22 protein-coding genes are annotated in these 20707 nt (G+C 59.6%); 18 read left to right on the plus strand and 4 right to left on the minus strand.

Features of this window, described 5'->3' with window-relative positions; all coding sequences use genetic code 11:
* Positions 1–49: 49 nt before the first annotated feature.
* Both ACW9UO_RS07130 and ACW9UO_RS07135 read right to left on the minus strand, forming a co-directional pair.
* Positions 50–475, minus strand: coding sequence for an SRPBCC family protein (locus tag ACW9UO_RS07130; protein WP_457088272.1), 426 nt, complete (start codon positions 473–475; stop codon positions 50–52).
* Entirely contained in the window at positions 456–812 is a 357-nt protein-coding gene (locus tag ACW9UO_RS07135; protein WP_457088273.1) for an ArsR/SmtB family transcription factor, read from the minus strand. The genes ACW9UO_RS07130 and ACW9UO_RS07135 overlap by 20 nt, the downstream gene beginning before the upstream one ends.
* A 161-nt stretch (positions 813–973) precedes the next feature.
* On the opposite strand from ACW9UO_RS07135, the gene ACW9UO_RS07140 reads away from it, so the two are divergent.
* The gene (locus tag ACW9UO_RS07140) at positions 974–1678 is read left to right on the plus strand and encodes a CoA transferase subunit A (RefSeq protein ID WP_457088274.1); all 705 of its coding nucleotides are present in this window, start codon (positions 974–976) and stop codon (positions 1676–1678) included.
* Positions 1678–2301 carry a 3-oxoacid CoA-transferase subunit B gene (locus tag ACW9UO_RS07145; protein WP_457088275.1) on the plus strand — a complete coding sequence of 208 codons (624 nt, stop codon included), beginning with the start codon at positions 1678–1680 and terminating at the stop codon, positions 2299–2301. Before ACW9UO_RS07140 ends, ACW9UO_RS07145 begins: the two co-directional genes overlap by 1 nt.
* A 124-nt stretch (positions 2302–2425) precedes the next feature.
* Here the strand turns inward: ACW9UO_RS07145 and ACW9UO_RS07150 are convergent, their stop codons facing one another.
* Positions 2426–3232 carry a lytic transglycosylase domain-containing protein gene (locus tag ACW9UO_RS07150; protein ID WP_457088276.1) on the minus strand — a complete coding sequence of 269 codons (807 nt, stop codon included), beginning with the start codon at positions 3230–3232 and terminating at the stop codon, positions 2426–2428.
* Between the two features lie 365 nt (positions 3233–3597).
* Here ACW9UO_RS07150 and ACW9UO_RS07155 point away from each other — a divergent pair, with 365 nt between their 5' ends.
* From ACW9UO_RS07155 to pdeM, 16 genes are all read left to right on the plus strand, one after another.
* Positions 3598–3777, plus strand: coding sequence for a Flp family type IVb pilin (locus tag ACW9UO_RS07155; RefSeq protein WP_457088277.1), 180 nt, complete (start codon positions 3598–3600; stop codon positions 3775–3777).
* A 92-nt stretch (positions 3778–3869) separates the two neighbouring features.
* Positions 3870–4049: a Flp family type IVb pilin gene (locus tag ACW9UO_RS07160; RefSeq protein WP_457088278.1), complete on the plus strand. Its 180-nt coding sequence runs from the start codon at positions 3870–3872 to the stop codon at positions 4047–4049.
* A gap of 254 nt (positions 4050–4303) precedes the next feature.
* On the plus strand, positions 4304–4483 hold the full coding sequence (locus ACW9UO_RS07165) for a Flp family type IVb pilin (protein ID WP_457088279.1): 180 nt from the start codon (positions 4304–4306) through the stop codon (positions 4481–4483).
* A gap of 277 nt (positions 4484–4760) precedes the next feature.
* The gene (gene cpaB / locus ACW9UO_RS07170; RefSeq protein WP_457088280.1) at positions 4761–5747 is read left to right on the plus strand and encodes a Flp pilus assembly protein CpaB; all 987 of its coding nucleotides are present in this window, start codon (positions 4761–4763) and stop codon (positions 5745–5747) included.
* A gap of 207 nt (positions 5748–5954) precedes the next feature.
* Positions 5955–7379 carry a type II and III secretion system protein family protein gene (locus ACW9UO_RS07175; RefSeq protein ID WP_457088281.1) on the plus strand — a complete coding sequence of 475 codons (1425 nt, stop codon included), beginning with the start codon at positions 5955–5957 and terminating at the stop codon, positions 7377–7379.
* Positions 7380–7383: 4 nt separating this feature from the next.
* A complete protein-coding gene (locus tag ACW9UO_RS07180) occupies positions 7384–8076 on the plus strand; it encodes an OmpA family protein (protein WP_457088282.1) in 693 nt (230 codons plus the stop codon).
* A 290-nt stretch (positions 8077–8366) separates the two neighbouring features.
* The gene (locus ACW9UO_RS07185; RefSeq protein ID WP_457088283.1) at positions 8367–9674 is read left to right on the plus strand and encodes an AAA family ATPase; all 1308 of its coding nucleotides are present in this window, start codon (positions 8367–8369) and stop codon (positions 9672–9674) included.
* A 12-nt stretch (positions 9675–9686) separates the two neighbouring features.
* Positions 9687–11129, plus strand: coding sequence for a CpaF family protein (locus ACW9UO_RS07190; protein WP_457088284.1), 1443 nt, complete (start codon positions 9687–9689; stop codon positions 11127–11129).
* A gap of 3 nt (positions 11130–11132) precedes the next feature.
* Entirely contained in the window at positions 11133–12101 is a 969-nt protein-coding gene (locus tag ACW9UO_RS07195) for a type II secretion system F family protein (RefSeq protein WP_457088285.1), read from the plus strand.
* Positions 12102–12111: 10 nt separating this feature from the next.
* Positions 12112–13080 (plus strand): type II secretion system F family protein, encoded by a 969-nt coding sequence (locus ACW9UO_RS07200; protein WP_457088286.1) that lies wholly within the window; start codon positions 12112–12114, stop codon positions 13078–13080.
* Between the two features lie 229 nt (positions 13081–13309).
* Positions 13310–13876: a tetratricopeptide repeat protein gene (locus ACW9UO_RS07205; protein WP_457088287.1), complete on the plus strand. Its 567-nt coding sequence runs from the start codon at positions 13310–13312 to the stop codon at positions 13874–13876.
* Between the two features lie 26 nt (positions 13877–13902).
* Complete coding sequence (locus ACW9UO_RS07210; RefSeq protein WP_457088288.1) at positions 13903–14763, plus strand: tetratricopeptide repeat protein; 861 nt, start codon at positions 13903–13905, stop codon at positions 14761–14763.
* Between the two features lie 3 nt (positions 14764–14766).
* Complete coding sequence (locus ACW9UO_RS07215; RefSeq protein WP_457088289.1) at positions 14767–15267, plus strand: prepilin peptidase; 501 nt, start codon at positions 14767–14769, stop codon at positions 15265–15267.
* A gap of 70 nt (positions 15268–15337) precedes the next feature.
* Positions 15338–16648 carry an ATPase gene (locus ACW9UO_RS07220; protein WP_457088290.1) on the plus strand — a complete coding sequence of 437 codons (1311 nt, stop codon included), beginning with the start codon at positions 15338–15340 and terminating at the stop codon, positions 16646–16648.
* Positions 16649–16767: 119 nt separating this feature from the next.
* Entirely contained in the window at positions 16768–19176 is a 2409-nt protein-coding gene (locus tag ACW9UO_RS07225; protein ID WP_457088291.1) for a ligase-associated DNA damage response DEXH box helicase, read from the plus strand.
* A 39-nt stretch (positions 19177–19215) separates the two neighbouring features.
* A complete protein-coding gene (gene pdeM, locus ACW9UO_RS07230; RefSeq protein WP_457088292.1) occupies positions 19216–19902 on the plus strand; it encodes a ligase-associated DNA damage response endonuclease PdeM in 687 nt (228 codons plus the stop codon).
* Here the strand turns inward: pdeM and ACW9UO_RS07235 are convergent.
* Entirely contained in the window at positions 19860–20612 is a 753-nt protein-coding gene (locus ACW9UO_RS07235; RefSeq protein WP_457088293.1) for a LytTR family DNA-binding domain-containing protein, read from the minus strand. The two genes, pdeM and ACW9UO_RS07235, sit on opposite strands and share 43 nt — an antisense overlap.
* Between the last annotated feature and the right edge of the window lie 95 nt (positions 20613–20707).

Here is a 20707-nt window from a genome sequence, read left to right on the forward strand (position 1 = left end):
CGATCCATCAATGGATCGGTCCCGATCTGTTGACAGATCGGCGCCCGCCCTAGGCCAATGCGGTGTCCAGAGAGGCGAGGATCGCGGTCCAGCCGCCTTTGTGGTTATTGCGCATGTCTTCGTTGGCAAAGCGCACATGGGTCAGCCGCACCTTGGTCGCGTCGCCTTCGGGGATGAAATCCAGGGTGACCTCGCTGTTTTCCTCGGTGGAATGCGCGCTTTCCCACGTGAACACGATCCGTTCGTTTGGTGTGATTTCGCGGTAGGTGCCGGTGTGGGGCATCGCATTTTCGCCTGCCATCATGATGATCTCGAACCGGCCGCCGACCTTGGGTTCGGTCGCGGCACGCGCGACAGTCACGCTCTCGCCCGGCCGCATGAACTGGCGCAGCATGTCCGGATCGAGCCATGCGTTGAACAGCGCCTCTTGCGAGGCGGCAATGGTGCGTTCGACTTCAAGTGTCAGATCGGTCATCGGATATTCCTTTTGTTATCAATGTGTCCAATGCTTCGAGCCGGAGATCCCAGATCGAGCGCAGACCCCGGAACCAGTGGTCAACCTCGGCCAGCGGGGCCATCTGGACATCGATCAGATGCTCGCGCCACTCGGTCCGACGCCGCACCAGCCCGGCGCGCTCCAGCATTTTGATGTGCTTGGAGACAGCGTTGAGGCTCATGTCAAAGCGGGCATGGATGTCGCCCACTTTCAGCGGCCCCTCTTGCGCCAGAAGTGTCAGGATGGCGCGGCGGGTCGGGTCGCTTGCCGCTTTGAGGACGTCGTTCAGGGTTTCGCCGGTTTCTCGTTTAGCCATAAGGTTGAATAACTGATTCCGCACCATCAGTCAACCGATCGGTGGAATCATGGCCGAAGATTGATAACGCTAAACGCTTCTGCAGCGCGGCAATCCGTTTGACTCTGCGGCATCTGTCGCCCACAAAACCCGTCAATCAATACTTTGATGGGAGATTTTCGATGAAGAAGGTCTATGGCTCGGCGTCTGAGGCGCTTGATGGCCTGCTTTTCGACGGGATGCTGATCGCTTCGGGGGGCTTTGGTCTCTGCGGCATTCCGGAATTGCTGATCGACGCGCTGGTGGACAGCGGCGTCAAGGATCTGACGGTGGCGTCGAACAACGCGGGTGTGGATGGCTTTGGCCTCGGCAAACTGCTCGACACCCGGCAGGTCAAAAAGATGATGTCGTCTTATGTCGGCGAGAATGCCGAGTTCATGCGGCAGTATCTGTCGGGCGAGCTTGAGCTCGAGTTCAACCCGCAGGGCACCTTGGCGGAACGGATGCGCGCGGGCGGCTCCGGCATCCCCGGCTTTTACACCAAGACCGGTGTGGGCACGGTGATTGCCGATGGCAAAGACGTGAAATCCTGGAACGGTCAGGATTACATCCTCGAAGAAGGCATCTTTGCCGATCTCAGCATCGTCAAAGCGTGGAAGGCCGACGACACCGGCAATCTGGTGTTCCGCAAGACTGCGCGCAACTTCAACCCGCCGGCTGCGATGTGCGGCAAGGTCTGTGTGGTCGAGGTCGAGGAAATCGTCGAGCGCGGCGCTTTGGACCCCGATCATATCCACCTGCCGGGGATTTATGTGCACCGGATCATTCAGGGTGACCATGAGAAACGCATCGAACAGCGCACCGTGCGCAAGCGGGAGGAAGCCTGATGCCTTGGGATCGCAACCAAATGGCGGCGCGGGCCGCAGAAGAGCTTGAAGACGGCATGTATGTGAACCTTGGCATCGGGATCCCGACGCTGGTGGCGAACTATGTGGGCGACAAGGACATCACGCTTCAGTCGGAAAACGGCATGCTCGGCATGGGTCCGTTTCCGTTTGAGGGCGATGAGGATCCCGACCTGATCAATGCGGGCAAGCAAACGATCACCGAATTGGCGCGGACCTCGTATTTCGACAGCGCGACCTCGTTTGGCATGATCCGTGGCGGCAAGATCGCTGCGGCGATTCTGGGCGCGATGGAAGTGGCCGAGAACGGCGATCTGGCGAACTGGATGATTCCCGGCAAGCTGGTCAAAGGCATGGGCGGCGCGATGGACCTTGTGGCCGGTGTGGGCCGGGTTGTGGTGGTCATGGACCACACCAACAAACACGGAGAGTCCAAGGTGCTCAAGGCCTGCACCCTGCCGCTGACTGGCAAGGGCGTTGTGAACCGGATCATCACCAATCTGGGCGTGCTTGACGTGGTGGAAGGCGGTCTGCGGATCGTCGAGACCGCGGAAGGCGTGACCGAAGACGAGCTGCGGGCCGCCACCGAGGCAACGATTGTCTGAAGGCTTGCGTTAGAGATCAAGACCGGGGCGCGGCACAGGCTGCGCCCTTTTTCGTGCGGTGGCCCGATCTGTCAACAGATCGGTGCCGATCCATTGATGGATCGGGGTGCGCTTACCAGGCCGGTCAGTTCATTGTGACAAACACGCAGCCATCCGAGATGAACATGGGCGGCGTCCGGCACAGGCCCTGTGCCACTTTCCACGCTGCCAGCACCTTGGGGACATAGTCGCGCGTTTCGGAATAGGGCGGCACACCGCCATGCTGGCCGATCGAGTTTTCGCCCGCATTATACCCCGCGAGCACCAGCACCGGATCGCCTTCGAATTTTCGGATCAGCAGATCGAGGAACTTCACCCCGCCTTTGATGTTGTCGGCGGCCACGGCCACATCTGTCACGCCAAAACGCTCTGCAGTGGCGGGCATAAGCTGCATCAGCCCCTGCGCCCCGGCGGATGACACCGCATCCACCCGACCGCCGCTTTCCACCGACATCACCGCCAGCGCCAGCGCCGGGCTGACCTGTGTGCCCACGGTCGCCTTGAGCAGGTCAATGCCATGCACAGAGGCCAGGGATTGCAGATCGCTCAGGCGCGGCGCGCGCACCGCTTGATTGTCGGGCGCGTTGTCCAATGCGGCCAGCGCCTCGTCCAGACGACCGGCGTTTTGATCCTCGGCCTTGGTTGAGACGGTTGTCCAGAACCAGCCATACGCCGGTGCGCCGCTGCCGCCCTCGGTGGCAGGTGCGGCCTTGGGTGGCGCAACCTCTCTTGGGGCGGGGGCGGTGATTTGCACCAGTATGCGCTTTTTGGTGCCGGGCTTGGGCGGCTTGACCCGCCGTGCCTCAAAATCCTGAAAGGCCGGCGCTTCGCCCCATGCGGGCGGCGGCGCTATCACACTGTACAGTGCAAGCGCTATTGCGAGATGCTTCATCGATATACCTGCTCGGCCCTGTTGTCGGGCTGTTATTGTTGCCAGCTTGGCAAAAATCCCCCTGCCTGACCAGATTTGCGAAGTTGAAAAACGGCAAAGGCGCCATATTTGCCGGAAATTATGCCGGTGATATGATTTTCAAATATTAATGCAATCTTATTTTCCGCTTAAAATCATCAGGTTAGGTAGAAAGTCTGTTAACTTCTCATCAATATCCAAAATCGAGCGATTGGCGCCCAACTGCCGCCCCAATCCGCTGGCTTATTAGCGTCATACCAAGTCAGACGAACCTGAGGTGAGAGGCGGGTTTAGTCAGAAGCGACAAGGTTTAAGCAAACGCAAATCGACCTACGGAGACCAATACCATGATCAAGTTCATCAAAAACTTCCGCCAAGACGAAAACGGTGCCGTGACAGTTGACTGGGTCGTTCTGACCGCAGCCATCGTCGGCCTGGCCATCGCAGCCTATGGCGCGATCGAAACCAACACATCGACACTGTTCAACGCCACTGCTGGCGCAATCGGCGGCCAAAACGACTTCTAATCGTCGTCTGACCATCTGAGAATTCGGGCGTTTGCACTGCGCAAGGGCTCACATCAAACTTAAGGCCTGTAGGCCACACCAGGAGTACTACCATGCTGAAGTTCATCAACAAATTCCGCCAAGACGAAAACGGTGCCGTGACTGTTGACTGGGTTGTTCTGACCGCAGCCATCGTTGGTCTGGCCATCGCAGCTTACGGCGCGATCGAAACCAACACCTCGACCCTGTTCAACGCCACTGCCGGCGCAATCGGCGGCCAAAACGACTTCTAATTGTCGTTTTGTATAAACCAAGACGGACACCCAGAAATCGCGCCTGGGTGTCCGGTTAGGCTCTTGGAACCTGTGACGCAAATCGCGACCTAAGCTGTCGTGCCGCTGCACGTTTTTTCGAGTCCACCAAAGCGACGCCACCACGCTGCTGAGACACTGCCCTTGGCCCTCGCCCGTGAAACCGGGATGGCCTGCCGGCAAACCCAATGCGATCAACCGCCGATTTTACGGCACGATATTCAGGAAAGTCAGCAATGACCGAGCTACTCAAAAAGTTTTGCCAGAAAGAAGACGGCGCAGTCACTGTTGACTGGGTTGTTTTGACGGCGGCAATTGTCGGGTTGGCCACTGTGGCTTATGTCTCGATCGAGACCAACACCTCGACTTTGTTCAACGCCACCGCAGGCGCAATTGGTGGCCAAAACGACTTCTGATCCCGCACCACGCGACAGGATCCAATCACGACGACCGGCCCGTTCTTCGGGCCGGTCGTCGCGTTTGTGACGGCTGGAACTCTGTATGGCGTGACGATCAGAACGCGGGCCAGGGCACACACCGGCAGCCAGTGGCGAAAACCCAGTGGCGAAACACTCAATCGATTTTATCGCAACTGTTGCCATTCGCCACCCAGACGCCCGGAACGTGGCACAGTTTGACCACAAACCTTTGGCACATTGATCACCAAGAACTGGAACGGAAAAGGGGCACGACATGCGTGTGGTATTTGGATTGGTGCTGATTCTCGGCATCGGGCTGGCCGGCTTCGCGGTTTACCTGGCCAACGGCTATGTAAATTCCTATCGCGTGGCCCTGGCCAAAGCGAAAAGCTCTGAAGGGATCGCCACAACCGATGTCTTCGTGGCGACGAAACGGATGAACTATGGTGACAAGCTTGATAAATCCGCCGTGCGGGTGGTCAAGTTTCCCCGCGTATCTTTGCCCGACGGCACCTTCCTCGCGGCAGGCAGTGCGACACCGTATTACAAGCCTTGGGACGAGCTGGATGAAGCCACCAAGGAGACAATCAAGGCCAACCCCGAGCCCGGCACCCGCCCGGTCAAAGACGGCCTTAAAATCACCGACACCGGCGATCTGTTTTCAGAGACTGGCAAAGACCGTTATGTCCTGAGCACCATCGAAAAGGGTGAGGCCATCCTTGCCAGCAAGATCACCCTGCCCGGCCAGGACGCTGGCATCACCTCGCGGCTTGGCCCCGGAATGCGCGCCTTTGCGATCAAGGTCGACGTGGCCTCGGGGGTCTCGGGCTTCCTGCGTCCCGGCGACCGGGTCGATGTCTATTGGACCGGCAGTGTTGGCCAGCGCGGCGATGAACGCTCGGGCGGCTCGAATGAAGTGACCAAGCTGATCGAAACCGGCGTCAAGCTGATTGCCATCGACCAATCCGCGTATGGTGACAAGACGGCGACCACCATCGCCCGCACTGTGACTGTCTCGGCCAAACCCCAGCAAGTGGCGGCCTTGGCTCAGGCGCAATCGACAGGCCGCCTGTCTCTGGCGCTTGTCGGATCTGGCGATACCAGCGACGTTGGTCCGGTCGAGGTTGACCAGATGACCCTGCTCGGCCTTCAGGCCCCGGTGGCCCAGAAAGTTGTAGAGGTTGAGCGTGAAGAGGTCTGTACCATCCGCACGCGCAAAGGCGCAGATGTTGTGGAAATCCAGATTCCCTGCACCAATTGAACCACCCCACAAACAGTGGCCAACAAGATACAAAACGCCGCATCTAGGGATGCGGCGTTTCATTTTTCACCCCTGTTGCGAGATACCCACATAAACCGGGCCGCAGAAGCCATTGATTCTTGCAAAAAATCCAGACTTCCCCCACAGTACCCACAAATGCAGGCGATAAGACCTGCGCATTGAGGCGTGATCGGAAAGGCAGGTCACATGTATTTTAAGACGCTTTTAGGGGCGACCCTTTTGGGTGCTGTCTTGGCTTCTGGCCCGATTGCACCAAGTGCTCAGGCCGAAACGTTGCGTGTTGTGCGCCAGGGAACATCGTCCAAACTGTCGGTGCCGATCAACCGCGCGGTGGTTGTGGAAAGTGATGTGCCCTTTGCAGAGCTCAGCATTGCCAACCCCGCCATTGCCGATATCTCATCGCTCAGCGACCGCACGATCTATGTGCTTGGCAAAGGCACCGGGACGACAACGCTCACGCTGTTGGATGCTTCGGGCCGCTTGATCACCAATGTCGATGTGCACGTCACCTTCGACCTGACAGAATTCAAGGAACGCCTGCGCCAGATTATGCCGGGCGAAAAGATCGAAGTGCGCAGCGCCGACAATGGCATCGTCCTGTCGGGCGTCGCCTCGTCGATGCAAAAGATGCAGCGCGCGCTCGATCTGGCGGAACGTTATGCGCCGCAGCGGGTGTCGAACCTGATGAGCGTTGGCGGCGTGCAGCAGGTGATGCTCAAGGTGCGCTTTGCTGAGATGTCGCGCAATGTGTCGAAATCGCTGGCCTCGTCGCTAGCCATCGGCGGCGATCTGTTTGGCGGCGACGCCGGTGTGCGCTTTGGCTCGGGCCAGGCGGCACGGAACTCGGCGCTTCAAGGCATCATCGACGGCACAATCCCCGGCTCGACCTCGAACGAGCTGTCCTCCTCTATCGGGTTCAACCTTGGCGCTGTCGAAGTGGCGCTGTTGTTGGAAGCGCTCGAAAGCAAGGGCATGGTGCGGATGCTGGCCGAACCGAACCTGACGGCTCTGTCCGGTCAGGAAGCCACCTTCCTTGCCGGTGGCGAATATCCGGTGCCGGTGTCGGCGCAGGACGGGCTGATCCGGATCGAATTCAAACCTTTCGGTATCGAGCTGAGCTTTATCCCCCGCGTTGTCGATGGCGACATCATCAACCTCGAGCTCAAGACAGCGGTTTCCGCGATCGACCCGACAAACGGCTTTGTGAACAACGACTTCCAGCTTGACGCCTTCACCCGCCGCGAGGCGACGACCACGGTCGAGATGCGTGATGGCGAAAGCTTTGCCATTGCCGGGCTGCTCAAGGATGACTTCAAGGATCTCAACGGCCAGGTGCCGTGGTTGGGTGACATCCCGGTGCTTGGCGCGCTGTTCCGGTCGGCGGAATACTCGCGGCAGCAATCGGAACTGGTGATCATCGTGACGCCACATCTGGTGACCCCCACCCGTGGCGAAGCGCTTGCGCTGCCCACGGACCGGGTGCGCCCGCCCTCCGAGAAAGACCTTTTCCTGTATGGCCGCGTGGCCAGCGACACGGCATATAAAAAAGGACCGGTTGCCGAGGTTGCCAAACAGGATTTCACCGGGTCCTATGGCTATGTAATGGATTGATCAGATGCAGAAGCCACGTTTGACATACCTCATCGCATCCGCCGCCGTACTGGGTACGCTGGCAGGTTGTTCGCCCAATAAGGGACCGGTGCAAAGTTCGTTTTACCGAGAATCCGGGGCGTTGATCGATACCGGCGAGTTCGGCGTGGCGACGATGAACAACATGGCCTATCACACCGGCGAAAAGCAGTGGACCTATAATATGGCCCAACGCTTTGCCGATGAGGTCCTGACCACGGTCAATTTTGCCTTCAACAGCGCGCAGCTTGACGCTGGCGCCATCGATACCCTGCGCGAACAGGCCGCCTGGATCCGCCGCTTCCCCGAAGTGCGGTTCCGCGTCTACGGCCACACCGACAAGGTCGGCGGCGACGGCTACAACCGTCAACTCGGCCAACAACGCGCCAATGCGGTGGTTAATTTCCTCGTGTCACAGGGCATCTCGCGCTCGCGGCTCGAAGCGGTGGTGAGCTATGGCGAAGCCCAGCCCATTATCGTGACCGAAGGCCGTGAACGCCGCAATCGGCGGACCGTGACCGAAGTCACCGGCTTTGTGGCCGGGCATCCGATGCTGCTTGATGGCAATTACGCTGCCGTCGTTTACCGCGACTACGTGACCTCCGGCGAGGCCGGCTCTAGCTTTACCACAGGCGTATCAACCGGCACCCAAGCCGACACCGCCGACAGTTCTTCCTGACGAACCTCGTACCTCGGCAGGCAATGGGGCGGCTTTGCCGCCCCTTTTTTTTGCGCCAAAGCCCGTCAACAATTTACCCAATATTCACCTGATTGGTGCAAATTCGCGAAATGACGATCTTTTAGCCGCAATCTCGCCTGATTTATTGGGCACCTTCCTCGTAATGAAATGTGCCATGTTGGGTCTATGCAGCGTGGTTCGGTCCAGGAGGCAAGCAACGACGTCGGACAGGAGAATCCTGCCAATCGTTGCACTCAAAAGCCACCGGATTTGTGTAGAGGAATGAGGCCATGAATGACGACACAACGACGGAGATGGAGATCCCCCCCATCGTTGCCTGCACGATAAGTCGTAATGTGCAGGATTTCGAACTTCTGATCGAAGACATGGAGAACGCCTTGGGCGAACAATGGGGCGACCTCGGATTTGAGGAAGCGATCCCGTTTTTTGCACAGGAAGATGCGCAATCCCTTGAATTTGTTGCCATCGCTCTCGATACCGAGGACGAGGCCGATCTGCCGTTGTTGTCCGACATCATCACCGAAGCCACCGGTCGCGGGATCAAAGTGATCCTGATCACCGAAGATGTTTCGCCCGCCGCGCTGCACCATCTGATGCGCAAGGGGGCCGATGAATTCGTGCCCTACCCCCTGCCCGAAGGCGAACTGCAATTCGCCATCGACCGGGTGCGTGCATCGGCACCGGCCGCGGCCCCTGCCCTGCCGCAAGAGACTGCCCATGACATCGACACGCCCGAAACCGATGACACCGAAACCCCCGAGCAACCTGAAAAGAAGGTCAAGCTCAAAAAAGGGTCGGCCCGCGATGGCGCGTTGATCGCGGTTCACGGTTTGGCTGGCGGCGTCGGCTCGACCACATTCGCCGCCAACCTTGCGTGGGAATTGGCGACAATCTCCAAGGATGACGCGCCCAAGGTCTGTTTGATCGACCTTGATCTGCAATATGGCTCAATTGCCACCTACCTTGATCTGCCGCGCCGCGAGTCGGTGTACGAGCTGCTGTCGGACATTGAAAACATGGACGAAGACAGCTTTAGCCAGGCGCTGATGGATTATGAGGAAAAGATGCAGGTGCTGACCGCGCCCGCCGATATGCTGCCTCTCGACATCCTGCCGCCGCAAGACGTTGAAAAGCTGCTTAAAACCGCGACCGCGCATTTCGATTACGTCATTGTCGACATGCCCAAGACGCTGGTGCAATGGTCCGAAACGGTGCTGACCATGTCGCATGTCTATTTCTCGATGCTCGAGATCGACATGCGCTCGGCCCAGAATGCGCTGCGCCTGAAACGCGCGCTGCAATCCGAGGATCTGCCGTTTGAAAAGCTGCGCTTCCTTCTGAACCGCGCGCCGAAGTTTACCGATCTGACCGGCAAAAGCCGGGTCAAGCGCATGGCCGAAAGCCTGGGCATCGCGATTGACGTACAATTCCCCGATGGTGGCAAACCGGTGGTCCAAGCGTGTGACCATGGCCTGCCGCTTGCCACTGCTGCGGCCAAAAACCCGCTGCGTCGTGAAATCGCCAAGCTTGCCAAATCATTGCACGAAGTCGGTGCCAACGCGGCTGAAGCAGCCTGAGGATAAAGACAGATGTTTTCCAAATACCGCAAGGCAGCACCGGCCACAGAAAAGGCCCGCGCCGACAATGTCGCCAAGGTGCCCGCCAAGGACGACGCCCCGGCCAAGCCGATTTCGATGCGCCGCCCGGTCGTTTCCACGTCGCCAGCGCGCCCTGAGGCCACTGACAAAGAGCTTAAACGCAAAGAGCGGATGGGCGATCTCAAGCTCGAACTGCACCGTTCGCTGCTCGACAATCTCAACCTTGGTGCTTTGGAAAACGCCACCGAGGCCGATCTCAAGGCCGAGATCGGGGACATTGGTCAGGAGCTTTTGAACGAAAAGGGCGTTGTGCTCAACCGTGAGGATCGCGCCACGCTGATCCAGGAATTGTACAACGAGGTCAAAGGCCTCGGCCCTCTCGAGCCGCTTTTGCAAGACGATACTGTCAACGACATCTTGGTAAACGGCCCGCAACAGGTGTTTGTCGAACGCAACGGCAAGCTGACGCTGAGCGATGTGACCTTCAAGGATGAAAAGCACCTGTTGCGGATCATCGACAAGATCGTCTCCGCCGTTGGCCGCCGCGTCGATGAAAGCAACCCTTATGTCGATGCCCGTCTTGCCGATGGCTCGCGTTTCAACGCCATGGTGCCGCCGATTGCGGTCGACGGCTCGCTGGTGTCCATTCGTAAGTTCAAGAAGGAAAAGCTCGCGGTTGACGATCTCGTCACCTTTGGCGCCTTCACCGAGGAAATGGCCGCCTATCTTCAGGCCGCCGTCGCCTGCCGGCTTAATGTGATTGTTTCGGGCGGTACTGGCTCTGGTAAAACCACCACGCTCAACGCGCTGTCCTCGTTCATTGACGACAGTGAGCGCATCCTGACGATCGAAGACACCGCCGAACTTCAGCTACAACAGACCCACGTGGGCCGGATGGAAAGCCGCCCGCCCAACGTTGAAGGCAAAGGCGCGGTGTCCCAGCGCGACTGTCTGCGCAACGCCCTACGGATGCGGCCCGACCGTATCATCGTTGGCGAAACGCGTGGCGAAGAAGTCATCGACATGTTGCAGGCGATGAACACCGGCCACGACGGATCAATGACCACCATCCACGCCAACTCTGCGCGGGATGGCGTGTCGCGGCTGGAAAACATGATTGCGATGGCCGGGATCGAAATGCCGATCAAAGCGGTACGCAGCCAGATTTCCAGCGCTGTGAACCTGATTGTGCAGGCCTCGCGCCTGCAGGATGGCTCGCGCCGCATGGTTTCCATCACCGAGGTGACGGGCATGGAAGGCGAAGTGATCTCGATGCAAGAGGTGTTCCGGTACCAGCGTGTCGGCCTGACACCTGACAACAAAATCATCGGCCACTTCACCGCCACGGGCGTGCGCAGCCACTATTCCGAGCGTTTCAAGCTCTGGGGCTATGACCTGCCGCCTGCCATCTTTGAACCCTTTGCCGCGGAGTAGATCATGGAGATCTCAGCAGAACCGATTATCTATGCCCTGATCTTCGTCGGCGTTCTGGCGTTGGTGGAAGGCGTCTATCTGACGGTTTTTGGCAAGTCGATCAGCCTTAACAGCCGGGTCAATCGCCGTCTCGACATGATGGACAAGGGCGTGCGCCGCGACGAGGTGCTGGAAAAACTCCGCAAGGAGATGACCCAGCACGTCAAATCGCGCAAAATCCCGCTGTATTCCCTTTTGGCCACCAAGGCCCAGAAGGCCGCGATTGCCTTTACGCCGTCGCAACTGATCCTGATCATGGTCGCCGTCAGTTTCATGGCCTTTGTCGGCCTGACGCTGGGCACGGAAACCGGGTTGATCGTGCGCATTTGCGCCGCTGTCGCCATGGGCGTGGGTGGGGTTTACACCTGGGTCAATCACAAAGCCGGCAAGCGGATGTCGATGCTCGAAGAGCAATTGCCCGACGCGATCGAGCTGATCGTGCGGTCCTTACGGGTGGGCCATCCGTTCTCGTCTGCGCTGACCATCGTGTCGAAAGAGATCAAAGATCCGCTCGGGTCCGAGCTTGGCATCATCGCGGACGAGGCGGCGTATGGCCGTGACGTCGGCGAAGCGCTTGGCGAAATGTCGGCCCGTCTGGATATGCAGGATTTGCGCTTTCTCGCCGTCGCCGTGACGATCCAGCAGCAATCGGGGGGTAACCTCGCCGAAGTTCTGGCCGGTCTGTCCAAGGTGATCCGCGCCCGGTTTCGCTTGTTCCGCCGGGTCAAGGCGATCACGGCCGAAGCGAAATGGTCGGGCAAGTTTCTCTCGGGTTTTCCCATCGCCTGCCTCGGCTTCATCCAACTCACCGATCCGCATTACTACGATGACGTGATCGATCACCCCTACTTTATTCCGGCCTGTTTTGTGGTCTTCGGTTTTCTCGTGGCGAACCTTATCGTCATGCGATTCCTCGTGAATATCAAAGTTTAAGGAGCACGACATGTTCGAGCCCGGTGGAAAACTTTTCGAATTGCTTGGCCCCATGGCCCCGGTGATCATCGTTGGCGGATTGGGGGCGGTGCTCTTGCTGCTCGCGGTGTCGATGCTGATGCGGCAGCGCCCTGACCCGATGGAGAAACTGGCGGCCCAGACCCGGCAGCAAACCTCCCGCAAGGGCGAGGCTCTGCGCTCGGGGGGCACACGCAACGAAAAGCTCGACAAATACGGCTCTTTCCTCGAGCCGCAGGACGAAGAGGAATACTCGGAAGTCGCCAAAAAGCTGATGCAGGCGGGCTACCGTGGCCGCGATGCTGTTCGGTTCTTTCACGCCGCGCAGGTGGTTCTGGGGGTTTCGGCGCTTGGGCTTGGACTGGCGTATTATTATTTCGTGCTTGGGGCTGACAATGCCACCACGCAACAGATGGTGATGTATATCCTCGGCCCCGGTGCCGCCGGGTATTACATGCCGAAATACTGGGTGACCCGCCGCGCCGACGCCCGCCATCAAGAGATCGAAGACGGCTTTCCCGATGCGCTCGACATGATGCTTGTTTGCGTCGAAGCGGGCCAATCCCTTGACCAGTCCATCCTGCGCGTGAGCAAGGAAATCCAATCGTCGTATGCCGAACTGGCCTATGAGTTTCAGGTGGTCAGCCACGAAATCAAAGCGGGTAAAGACAAGGCGAGCGTTCTCAATGACATGGGCGAGCGCTGTGGCGTGCAGGATATTCAGTCCTTCGTGACCGTGCTGATCCAGGCCCAAGTGTTCGGGACATCCATCGCCGAGGCGCTGCGCGTCTATGCCGGCGAAATGCGCGACAAGCGGGTGATGAAGGCCGAGGAAAAGGCCAACAAACTGCCCACAAAAATGACGCTGGTGACGATGGGCCTTACGGTGCCGCCGCTGTTGATCATTCTGGTCGGGCCGTCGGCGAACGGCATCATGCAGCTCGGCTCGCTGGGGCAATAACCGCCCAGCTGTTCATCGAGGGCGCCGATCCATCATGGATCGGTGCCGATCTGTACACAGATCGGTTCGCGGATCGACAAATTCGCAACGATACCGGCGTTATTTCACGCCCTACCCTTCTGAGAGATACCGCTACCGCATTTGCTTGCGCTAGGCTTGCTTCCAAGCTGGGCGGCCCATCGGGCACGACATCGGCACAACCCGAGGCAATATAAGAGCAGGCAAGCAGGTGGAGCTTTCCAAAACCGCCGGTCTTCTGGCCTTTACCCTATTTCTAGCCGCCTGTTCGCAGGACGGCTTTTCGCGTGATCGCAATTCGCCTTATGCGCCGCAGGTCGACCGCCGCGCCGAAGCGGTGGATCAGCTTTTGGTCGGGCACCGGCTGTTGGCGTCAAAGGAATACGAACTGGCGCTGACCGCCTTCAACCGCGCCGCGCTTGAGCGTGGTCTTGATGATGCCGAAGTACTGTCGGCGCTCGGCACCGCAAATCTGGCGCTTGGCCGGTTGGGACAATCGGAAACGCTGCTGCGCCGGGCGGTCAAGAAAGAAGAGAACTGGCCCGAAGTCTGGAACAATCTGGGCGTGGTGCTGATGGAACGCGGCAAAACCGCTGAGGCCTCTCAGGTCTTCCACCGCGCCTATGCCATCGACAACGGCCAAAGCGATGCCATCCGGGACAACCTGAGGTTAGCACTCGCAAAATTGGACGATGTGCAGTATGATACTGAGCAACAACAAGAATACAAATTGGTGCGGCGGGGCAGTTCCGATTATCTGATCCGAACCGCGCAATAGAGGCAAGAGCAGAAAAGGACGCAAAAATGCGCCACCCTATCCTCGTGTGCGTCAGTCTGGCTGCTGTGCTGGGCTTGGCTGCCTGTGAAAAAGAGATCGACAAGAACGCTGTCGACCGCAAGCTGCAAGACATCAACGTGATCGATGAAAGCAACCTCAACGAGGTGATGCTTAACAATTCTGATCCCAACGAAGCGGTGAGCTATTTTCAGCGCGCAAGCGGGTCCAAACCCGACCGGATCGATCTTTTGCGCGGCCTTGCCGTTTCGCTGATCCGGGCCAAGCGCCCGACCGAGGCCGTCTCGGTCTGGAAAAAGGTGATTGCGCACAAAGACACCACCGAAGACGACAAGGTGCAGCTTGCCGACGCCCATATCCGCAACGATCAGTGGAAAGAGGCCGAAACCGTGCTCGACAGCGTGCCGCCGACGCATGAAACCTTCAAACGTTACCGGCTTGAGGCGATGATCGCCGACAGCAACAAGGAATGGAAAAAGGCCGACAGCTTTTACGAGGTTGCCATTGGCCTGACGACAACGCCCTCGGGCGTGATGAACAACTGGGGTTATTCCAAGCTGAGCCGTGGCGATTATGCCGGCGCGGAAAAGATGTTTACCCAAGCGATCCGCCAAGACAGCGACCTGTTCACCGCCAAGAACAATCTGGTGCTCGCCCGCGGCGCGCAGGGCAACTACACCCTGCCCGTCGTTCCGATGAGCCAGCAAGAGCGGGCCGAACTGCTGTATACGCTTGGGCTGTCGGCGGTGAAACGCGGCGATGTCGAGACCGGCAAAGGCCTGTTCCGCGACGCGGTCGAGACCCATCCGCAATACTTCGAAGCGGCTGTCCGCTCTTTGAATGCCCTGGAAAACAACACGGCGAACTGATCCATGAGCCTCTCTGTCACCACTTGGTCCGCCCTTTGGTTTCTGCCTTTCGTGGTGCCGATTTGCATCTATGTCTGCTGGTCCGACATGCGCGCGATGAAAATCCCCAACAAGGCGGTTCTCACCTTGTTGGCGGTTTTCGTGCTGGTTGGGCTGATCGCTGTGCCCCTCGCGGAGTATCCTTGGCGGTTCTTGCAACTGGGGATCATGCTGCTTTTGGGCATCGTGTTAAACGCCAGCGGCGTTGTTGGCGCGGGTGATGCGAAATTTGCCGCCGCCGCCGCGCCGTTTATCCATCCCGGCGATTTCGTTTTCCTGCTCATGCTCCTGGCTGCTACCCTTTTGGGGGCCTTCGCGGCGCACAGGTTGGCAAAGTATACTCCGCTGCGCCGGATGGCCCCAAATTGGGAAAGCTGGGAAACCGGCAGCGATTTTCCGATGGGGCTGGCACTGGGCGGCACCTTGGCGCTTTATCTGATGCTTGGTGCAATTTTCGGGAGTTGACGGCGATGTGCTTCATGAATTCTGAACCTCTGTCGGCCACAGTGGCCCTGCGCCAGAAAAGGTATCTGCCATGAACGCGGTTGTTGGAAATGTCACCGCCCCGCCCGCCCCCAAGCGGATGGAGGAAATGGCCCTGCCGATCACGATGATGCGGGACATTCTGCTCAAAACGATGTTCCGCGCGAACCTTGATATCGTGACCGACATTGCCCGCAGCATTTGCCTGCCGCTGCCGGTGACACAAGAATTGGTCGACCTGGCGCGCAGCCAGAAGTTTTTGCAGGCGACGGGCACGCTTAACGCCAACTCTGGCAACGAAATGGGCTATGAGCTGACCGATGCGGGCAAGGCGCGTTCGCTCGATGCGCTGGCGCAGTCCGAATATTTTGGTGCGATGCCGGTGCCGCTGGCGGTCTATCAGGAACAGGTCAAACGCCAATCGATCCGCAATATTCAGATCACCCGGCAGCAGTTGACCGCGGCGATGGGCGATCTGATCCTGCCGCCCTCGCTGATGGATCAACTCGGGCCGGCGGTGTCGGCCGGGCGCTCGATCTTGATGTATGGCCCGCCGGGCAACGGCAAATCCTCGATTTCCAATGGCATTCGCAAGGCGATGGGCGACAAGATCTTTGTGCCGCGCGCGATTGAATACGCCGGTCAGGTGATCACGGTTTACGATCCGATCGTGCATTCCGCCGCCGAAACCCAAGAGGACGATCCGACCCAGCTGCGCCGCTCTGGCAACCGTTATGACACCCGATATGTGCGCTGCGAGCGGCCGACGGTTGTGACGGGGGGTGAACTTTCGCTGAAGATGCTCGATCTGGTCTATAACCCGACCGCGCGCACCTATCAGGCGCCTTTGCAGCTGAAATCCTCGGGCGGGATTTTCATCGTCGACGACCTTGGCCGTCAGGAAGAGCCGCCGCAAGCGCTGGTCAACCGCTGGATTGTGCCGCTGGAAGAGAGCCGCGATATCCTTGCGCTGCAATCGGGTGAGAAGTTCGAAGTGCCGTTCGACACGCTGGTGGTGTTTTCGACCAACTTCCACCCCAATGAAATCTTTGACCAAGCGGCGCTGCGGCGGATCTTTTTCAAGATCAAGATTGACGGGCCGGAGCAGAAGGATTTCCTGAAGATTTTTGCATTGGTGGCCAAGAAAAAGGGCCTGCCGTTGGACGAGGCGAGCCTTATCCACCTGTTGCAGCAGAAATATCCGACGATCAAAAATGTTTACGCCAACTATCAGCCGGTGTTCCTGATCGATCAGATCCTGTCGATCTGCGCCTTTGAGGGGGTCGCGCCCCGGATGACGCCGGACTACATCGACCGGGCCTGGGCCAACATGTTCGTCAAAGACGAGAAGATCGTGAAGTGAGGCTAAGGGGGGCTTGGGGGCTCTGCCCCCGTCCTTGCAGGACTCCCCCGAGGTATTTTCAAACAGAAGAAGCAGGGGGTTGGCTTTTGAAATCTGGCGTGCCGCACTAGGTTTTCTGGATGGAGACTTTGCCCCCCGCCATCACCGACTGGTTTGCCGCCCGCAACTGGCAGATACATCCGCATCAACAGATGATGGTGGCGCGGAGCGCTGAGCCAGCGGTTTTACTGATCGCGCCCACCGGTGGCGGCAAGACGATGGCCGGATTTCTGCCCTCGCTGGCGGAATTGGCAGACGGGGCGGACATGGGTCTGCACACGCTTTACGTCTCGCCCTTGAAGGCGCTTGCGGCGGACATCAAGCGCAACCTGACCGGGCCGGTGACGGAGATGGGCCTGCCGATCCGGATCGAGGATCGGACCGGTGACACCTCTTACACCCAAAAGCGACGCCAGCGCGCCGACCCGCCGCATATCCTGCTGACCACGCCAGAGAGTCTCGCGCTGATGACGTCGTATGAAGACGCGCCGCGGATTTTCAAAGGATTGCAGCGGGTTATCGTTGATGAGATCCATGCGCTGGCGGAAAGCAAACGCGGCGATCAGTTGATGCTGGCGCTGGCGCGGTTGCAAAAGCTTTGCCCGGGCCTGCGGCGTGTTGGGCTTTCAGCCACGGTCGAAGACCCCGAGGCGATTGCCCACCTGTTGGCCCGCCACCCCGATCCCTGCACCATCATCGAGGCTGATACCGGGCCCAACCCGGACATTGCCATGCTCGATCTGCCCGATGCGCCGCCTTGGGCCGGGGGCGGCGCTGTCTTTGCCATTCCGCAGGTGCTGGCGGCGGTGAAGGCCCATCGCACCGCGCTGATCTTTCACAACACCCGCGCGCAGGCCGAGATTTTCTTTCACAATCTGTGGCTTGCCAATGACGACAGCCTGCCCATCGGCATCCACCACGGCAGCCTTGACCGGACCCAGCGCGAGCGGGTTGAGGCGGCGATGGTGCGGGGCGACTTGCGGGCGATTGTCTGCACCGGCAGCCTCGATCTTGGGATTGACTGGGGCGATGTCGACCTTGTCATTCAGGTCGGCGCGCCGAAAAACGTCAAGCGGCTGATCCAGCGGATCGGGCGGGCCAATCACCGCTACAATGCGCCGTCCAAGGCACGGCTGGTGCCGGCCAATCGCTTTGAGGTGGTGGAATGTCACGCCGCGCTGCAGGCCGCAGAGGCGCATGAGTTGGATGGCGATCCGCGCGGACCGGGGCCGCTGGACGTGCTGTGTCAGCATATCCTGATTTCCGCTTGTTCGGCGCCCTTTGCCGCCGAAGATCTCTATGCCGAGATGCGCAGCGCCGGACCGTATGCCGGGCTGACGCGGGCGGAATTTGACGATTGCCTCGATTTTTGCGCCACCGGCGGCTATGCGCTGCGGGCTTACGACCAGTGGCAGCGGCTCAAGCAAGGCGAGGACGGGCTGTGGCGGCTGCGCGACCCGCGCGCGGCGCGATTGATCCGGATGAACATCGGCACCATTCAGGACACCGACCTGTTGAAAGTGCGCTTTAAGGGCCGCGGTGGCAAGCCGCTTGGCGAGGTCGAAGAGGCCTTTGCCGCCACCCTCACCCCCGGCGATACCTTTCTGATCGGCGGCCAGATCGTGCGCTATGACGGGCTGCGCGAAACCGTGGTCGAGGTTACGCGGGACGCGGCGAAAAAGCCCAAGATCGCCACCTTTGGCGGCACCAAATTCGCCACCTCGACCCAACTGAGCCAGCGCATTCTGGCGATGTTTGCCGAGGCCGATTGGCCCTATCTGCCGGATCACACCCGCGACTGGCTGCACCTGCACCGCGAGGTCAGCCAGTTGCCGCAAAAGGGTCGGCTCTTGATCGAGAGTTTTCCGCATGATGGGCGCGAACACGCCTGTATCTATGGCTTTGCCGGGCGCAACGCCCAACAGACGCTGGGGCTGTTGATCACCAAGCGGATGGAGGAACTGGGTCTTGATCCGCTCGGTTTTGTCGCGACCGATTACGCCACGCTGATCTGGGGGCTCCAGCCGCTGACCGACCCTGCGCCGCTGTTTGACATTGATACGCTTGAGGCCGGGCTTGATGGCTGGTTGGCCGGGAACGCGGTGATGAAACGCACCTTTCGCGCCAGCGCCACCATCGCCGGGCTGATCAATCGCAACATGCCGGGCAGCAAGAAATCCGGGCGACAGGCGACGTTTTCCAGCGATATCCTCTATGACACCCTGCTGAAATACGACCCCGACCACCTGTTGATGCGGATCACCCGGACCGAGGCGATGCGCGGGCTGGTGGATTTCGCCCGCATCCGCGAAATGGCCGAGCGGGTTGCGGGCCGGATTGATTTGCGGCGGTTGGAACGTGTCACGCCCTTGGCCGCGCCGATGCTGCTTGAGGTCGGCAAGGTGCCGATTCAAGGTGCGGCGCGCGAGCGGCTGTTGCAGGATGAAGCCAATGCGCTGATGGCAGAGGCCGGGCTTGATACGCTCTGACATCTTGCGCGCGCCGCGCGGATGCGCGATGAACAATCCATGAACACCTACGCCTTTACCTTCGCGGGCCACAGCCTTGTTGCCCGCCCGTCCGGGGCGCTGTTTTGGCCTGCTGAGGGGGTGCTTTGCGTGTCGGACCTGCATCTCGGCAAATCCGCCCGGCAGGCGCGGCGCAGTGCGGTCCAACTGCCGCCCTATGATGTGCAGGACACGCTGGCGCGGCTTGAGGCGGAAATCCACGCCACCGAGGCGCACAGCGTGCTGTGTCTGGGTGACAGCTTTGACGATCTGCAAGCGTTTGACGATTTAAGCGACAGTGCGCGCGACTGGATCACCCGGCTTCAGGCCGGGCGGCGCTGGATCTGGATCGAGGGCAATCACGATCCCGGCCCGGTGGCGCTGGCCGGGGCGCATTTGGCACAGTTCAGCCACCTTGGGCTGACCTTTCGCCATATCGCCACCGCAGACGGCACCGCCGAGATTTCGGGGCATTACCACCCCAAGCTGCGACTGCGATCCGCCTCCCGCCCCTGCTTTCTGGTCGATGAGGCCCGCCTGATCATGCCCGCGTTTGGCACCTATACCGGCGGGTTGCGCTGTGACGATCCGGCGCTGTCGGGGCTGATGTCACCGCGGGCCTTGGCGATCCTGACAGGCGCGCGAGCGCTCGCCGTGCCGATGCATCAGAAAAGGTCGGGCCGCACCGCCTCAAGACCCGGTCGGTAGGTTCGGCTAACCGGCAGCTCGTCGCCATTTTTCAACCGTATCAATATCTTGCCTTCCTTACGCACCAAGTCCGAGATGGCATCAAGCACCACCCAGTGAGAGCGATGCACGTGGCATCCCGGCACCGGATCCATCTCGATCACCGCATCGGCAAACCGCATCCTAATCTGTTCCGCGCCGTCGCTGGTGGCCACTTCGGTCAGATGATCGTTGGCCGACACGCGATAGATATTGCCCGTCGGCGCAACCAGCCGATTGGTCAGGCGCGGGGCCTCGGCAAGAGGGGTCGCCTCGGACGGATCCTCGGTCTCCTCCTCCTCAGCCGGGCGCAAATGCGGGCGCAGCGTGTGCACAACAAGGAACACCGTCAGCGTCGGCACAAAGACATAGGCCATCGTCTCGGTAAACTTCGACGCACGCGGCGCATCGCCCGTAAAGAACACCTGCGATATCAGAAAAACGAAGGGCGAATAGACCAGCGTCATCAAACCCGTGCCAATCAAAATCGCCAGCCAGGCCGAAAAAGGCCGCGACAGCCAGATCGAGACTTCGTCAATCACCGCCCCGGCAAAGATCGAGCAGCCGACAACCACGGCCCAATACAGCGCGCGTGGCACCAGACCCAGCGCCCCTTGTGTGCCAAAGGGTTCGGCCACGATGGCCACAGCCGTCAACCCGACGAAAATCGCCAGCGACAGAGGGGATTTCAAGATTCGGCCGAGACGCGTTGTAATATCGCGCTGAATATCTCGGAAAGCGAAATTTCGTTTAAATGTATCAGTAATGCTTTTCATTTTGAGAAACG

Source organism: Marinovum sedimenti (assembly GCF_054052205.1).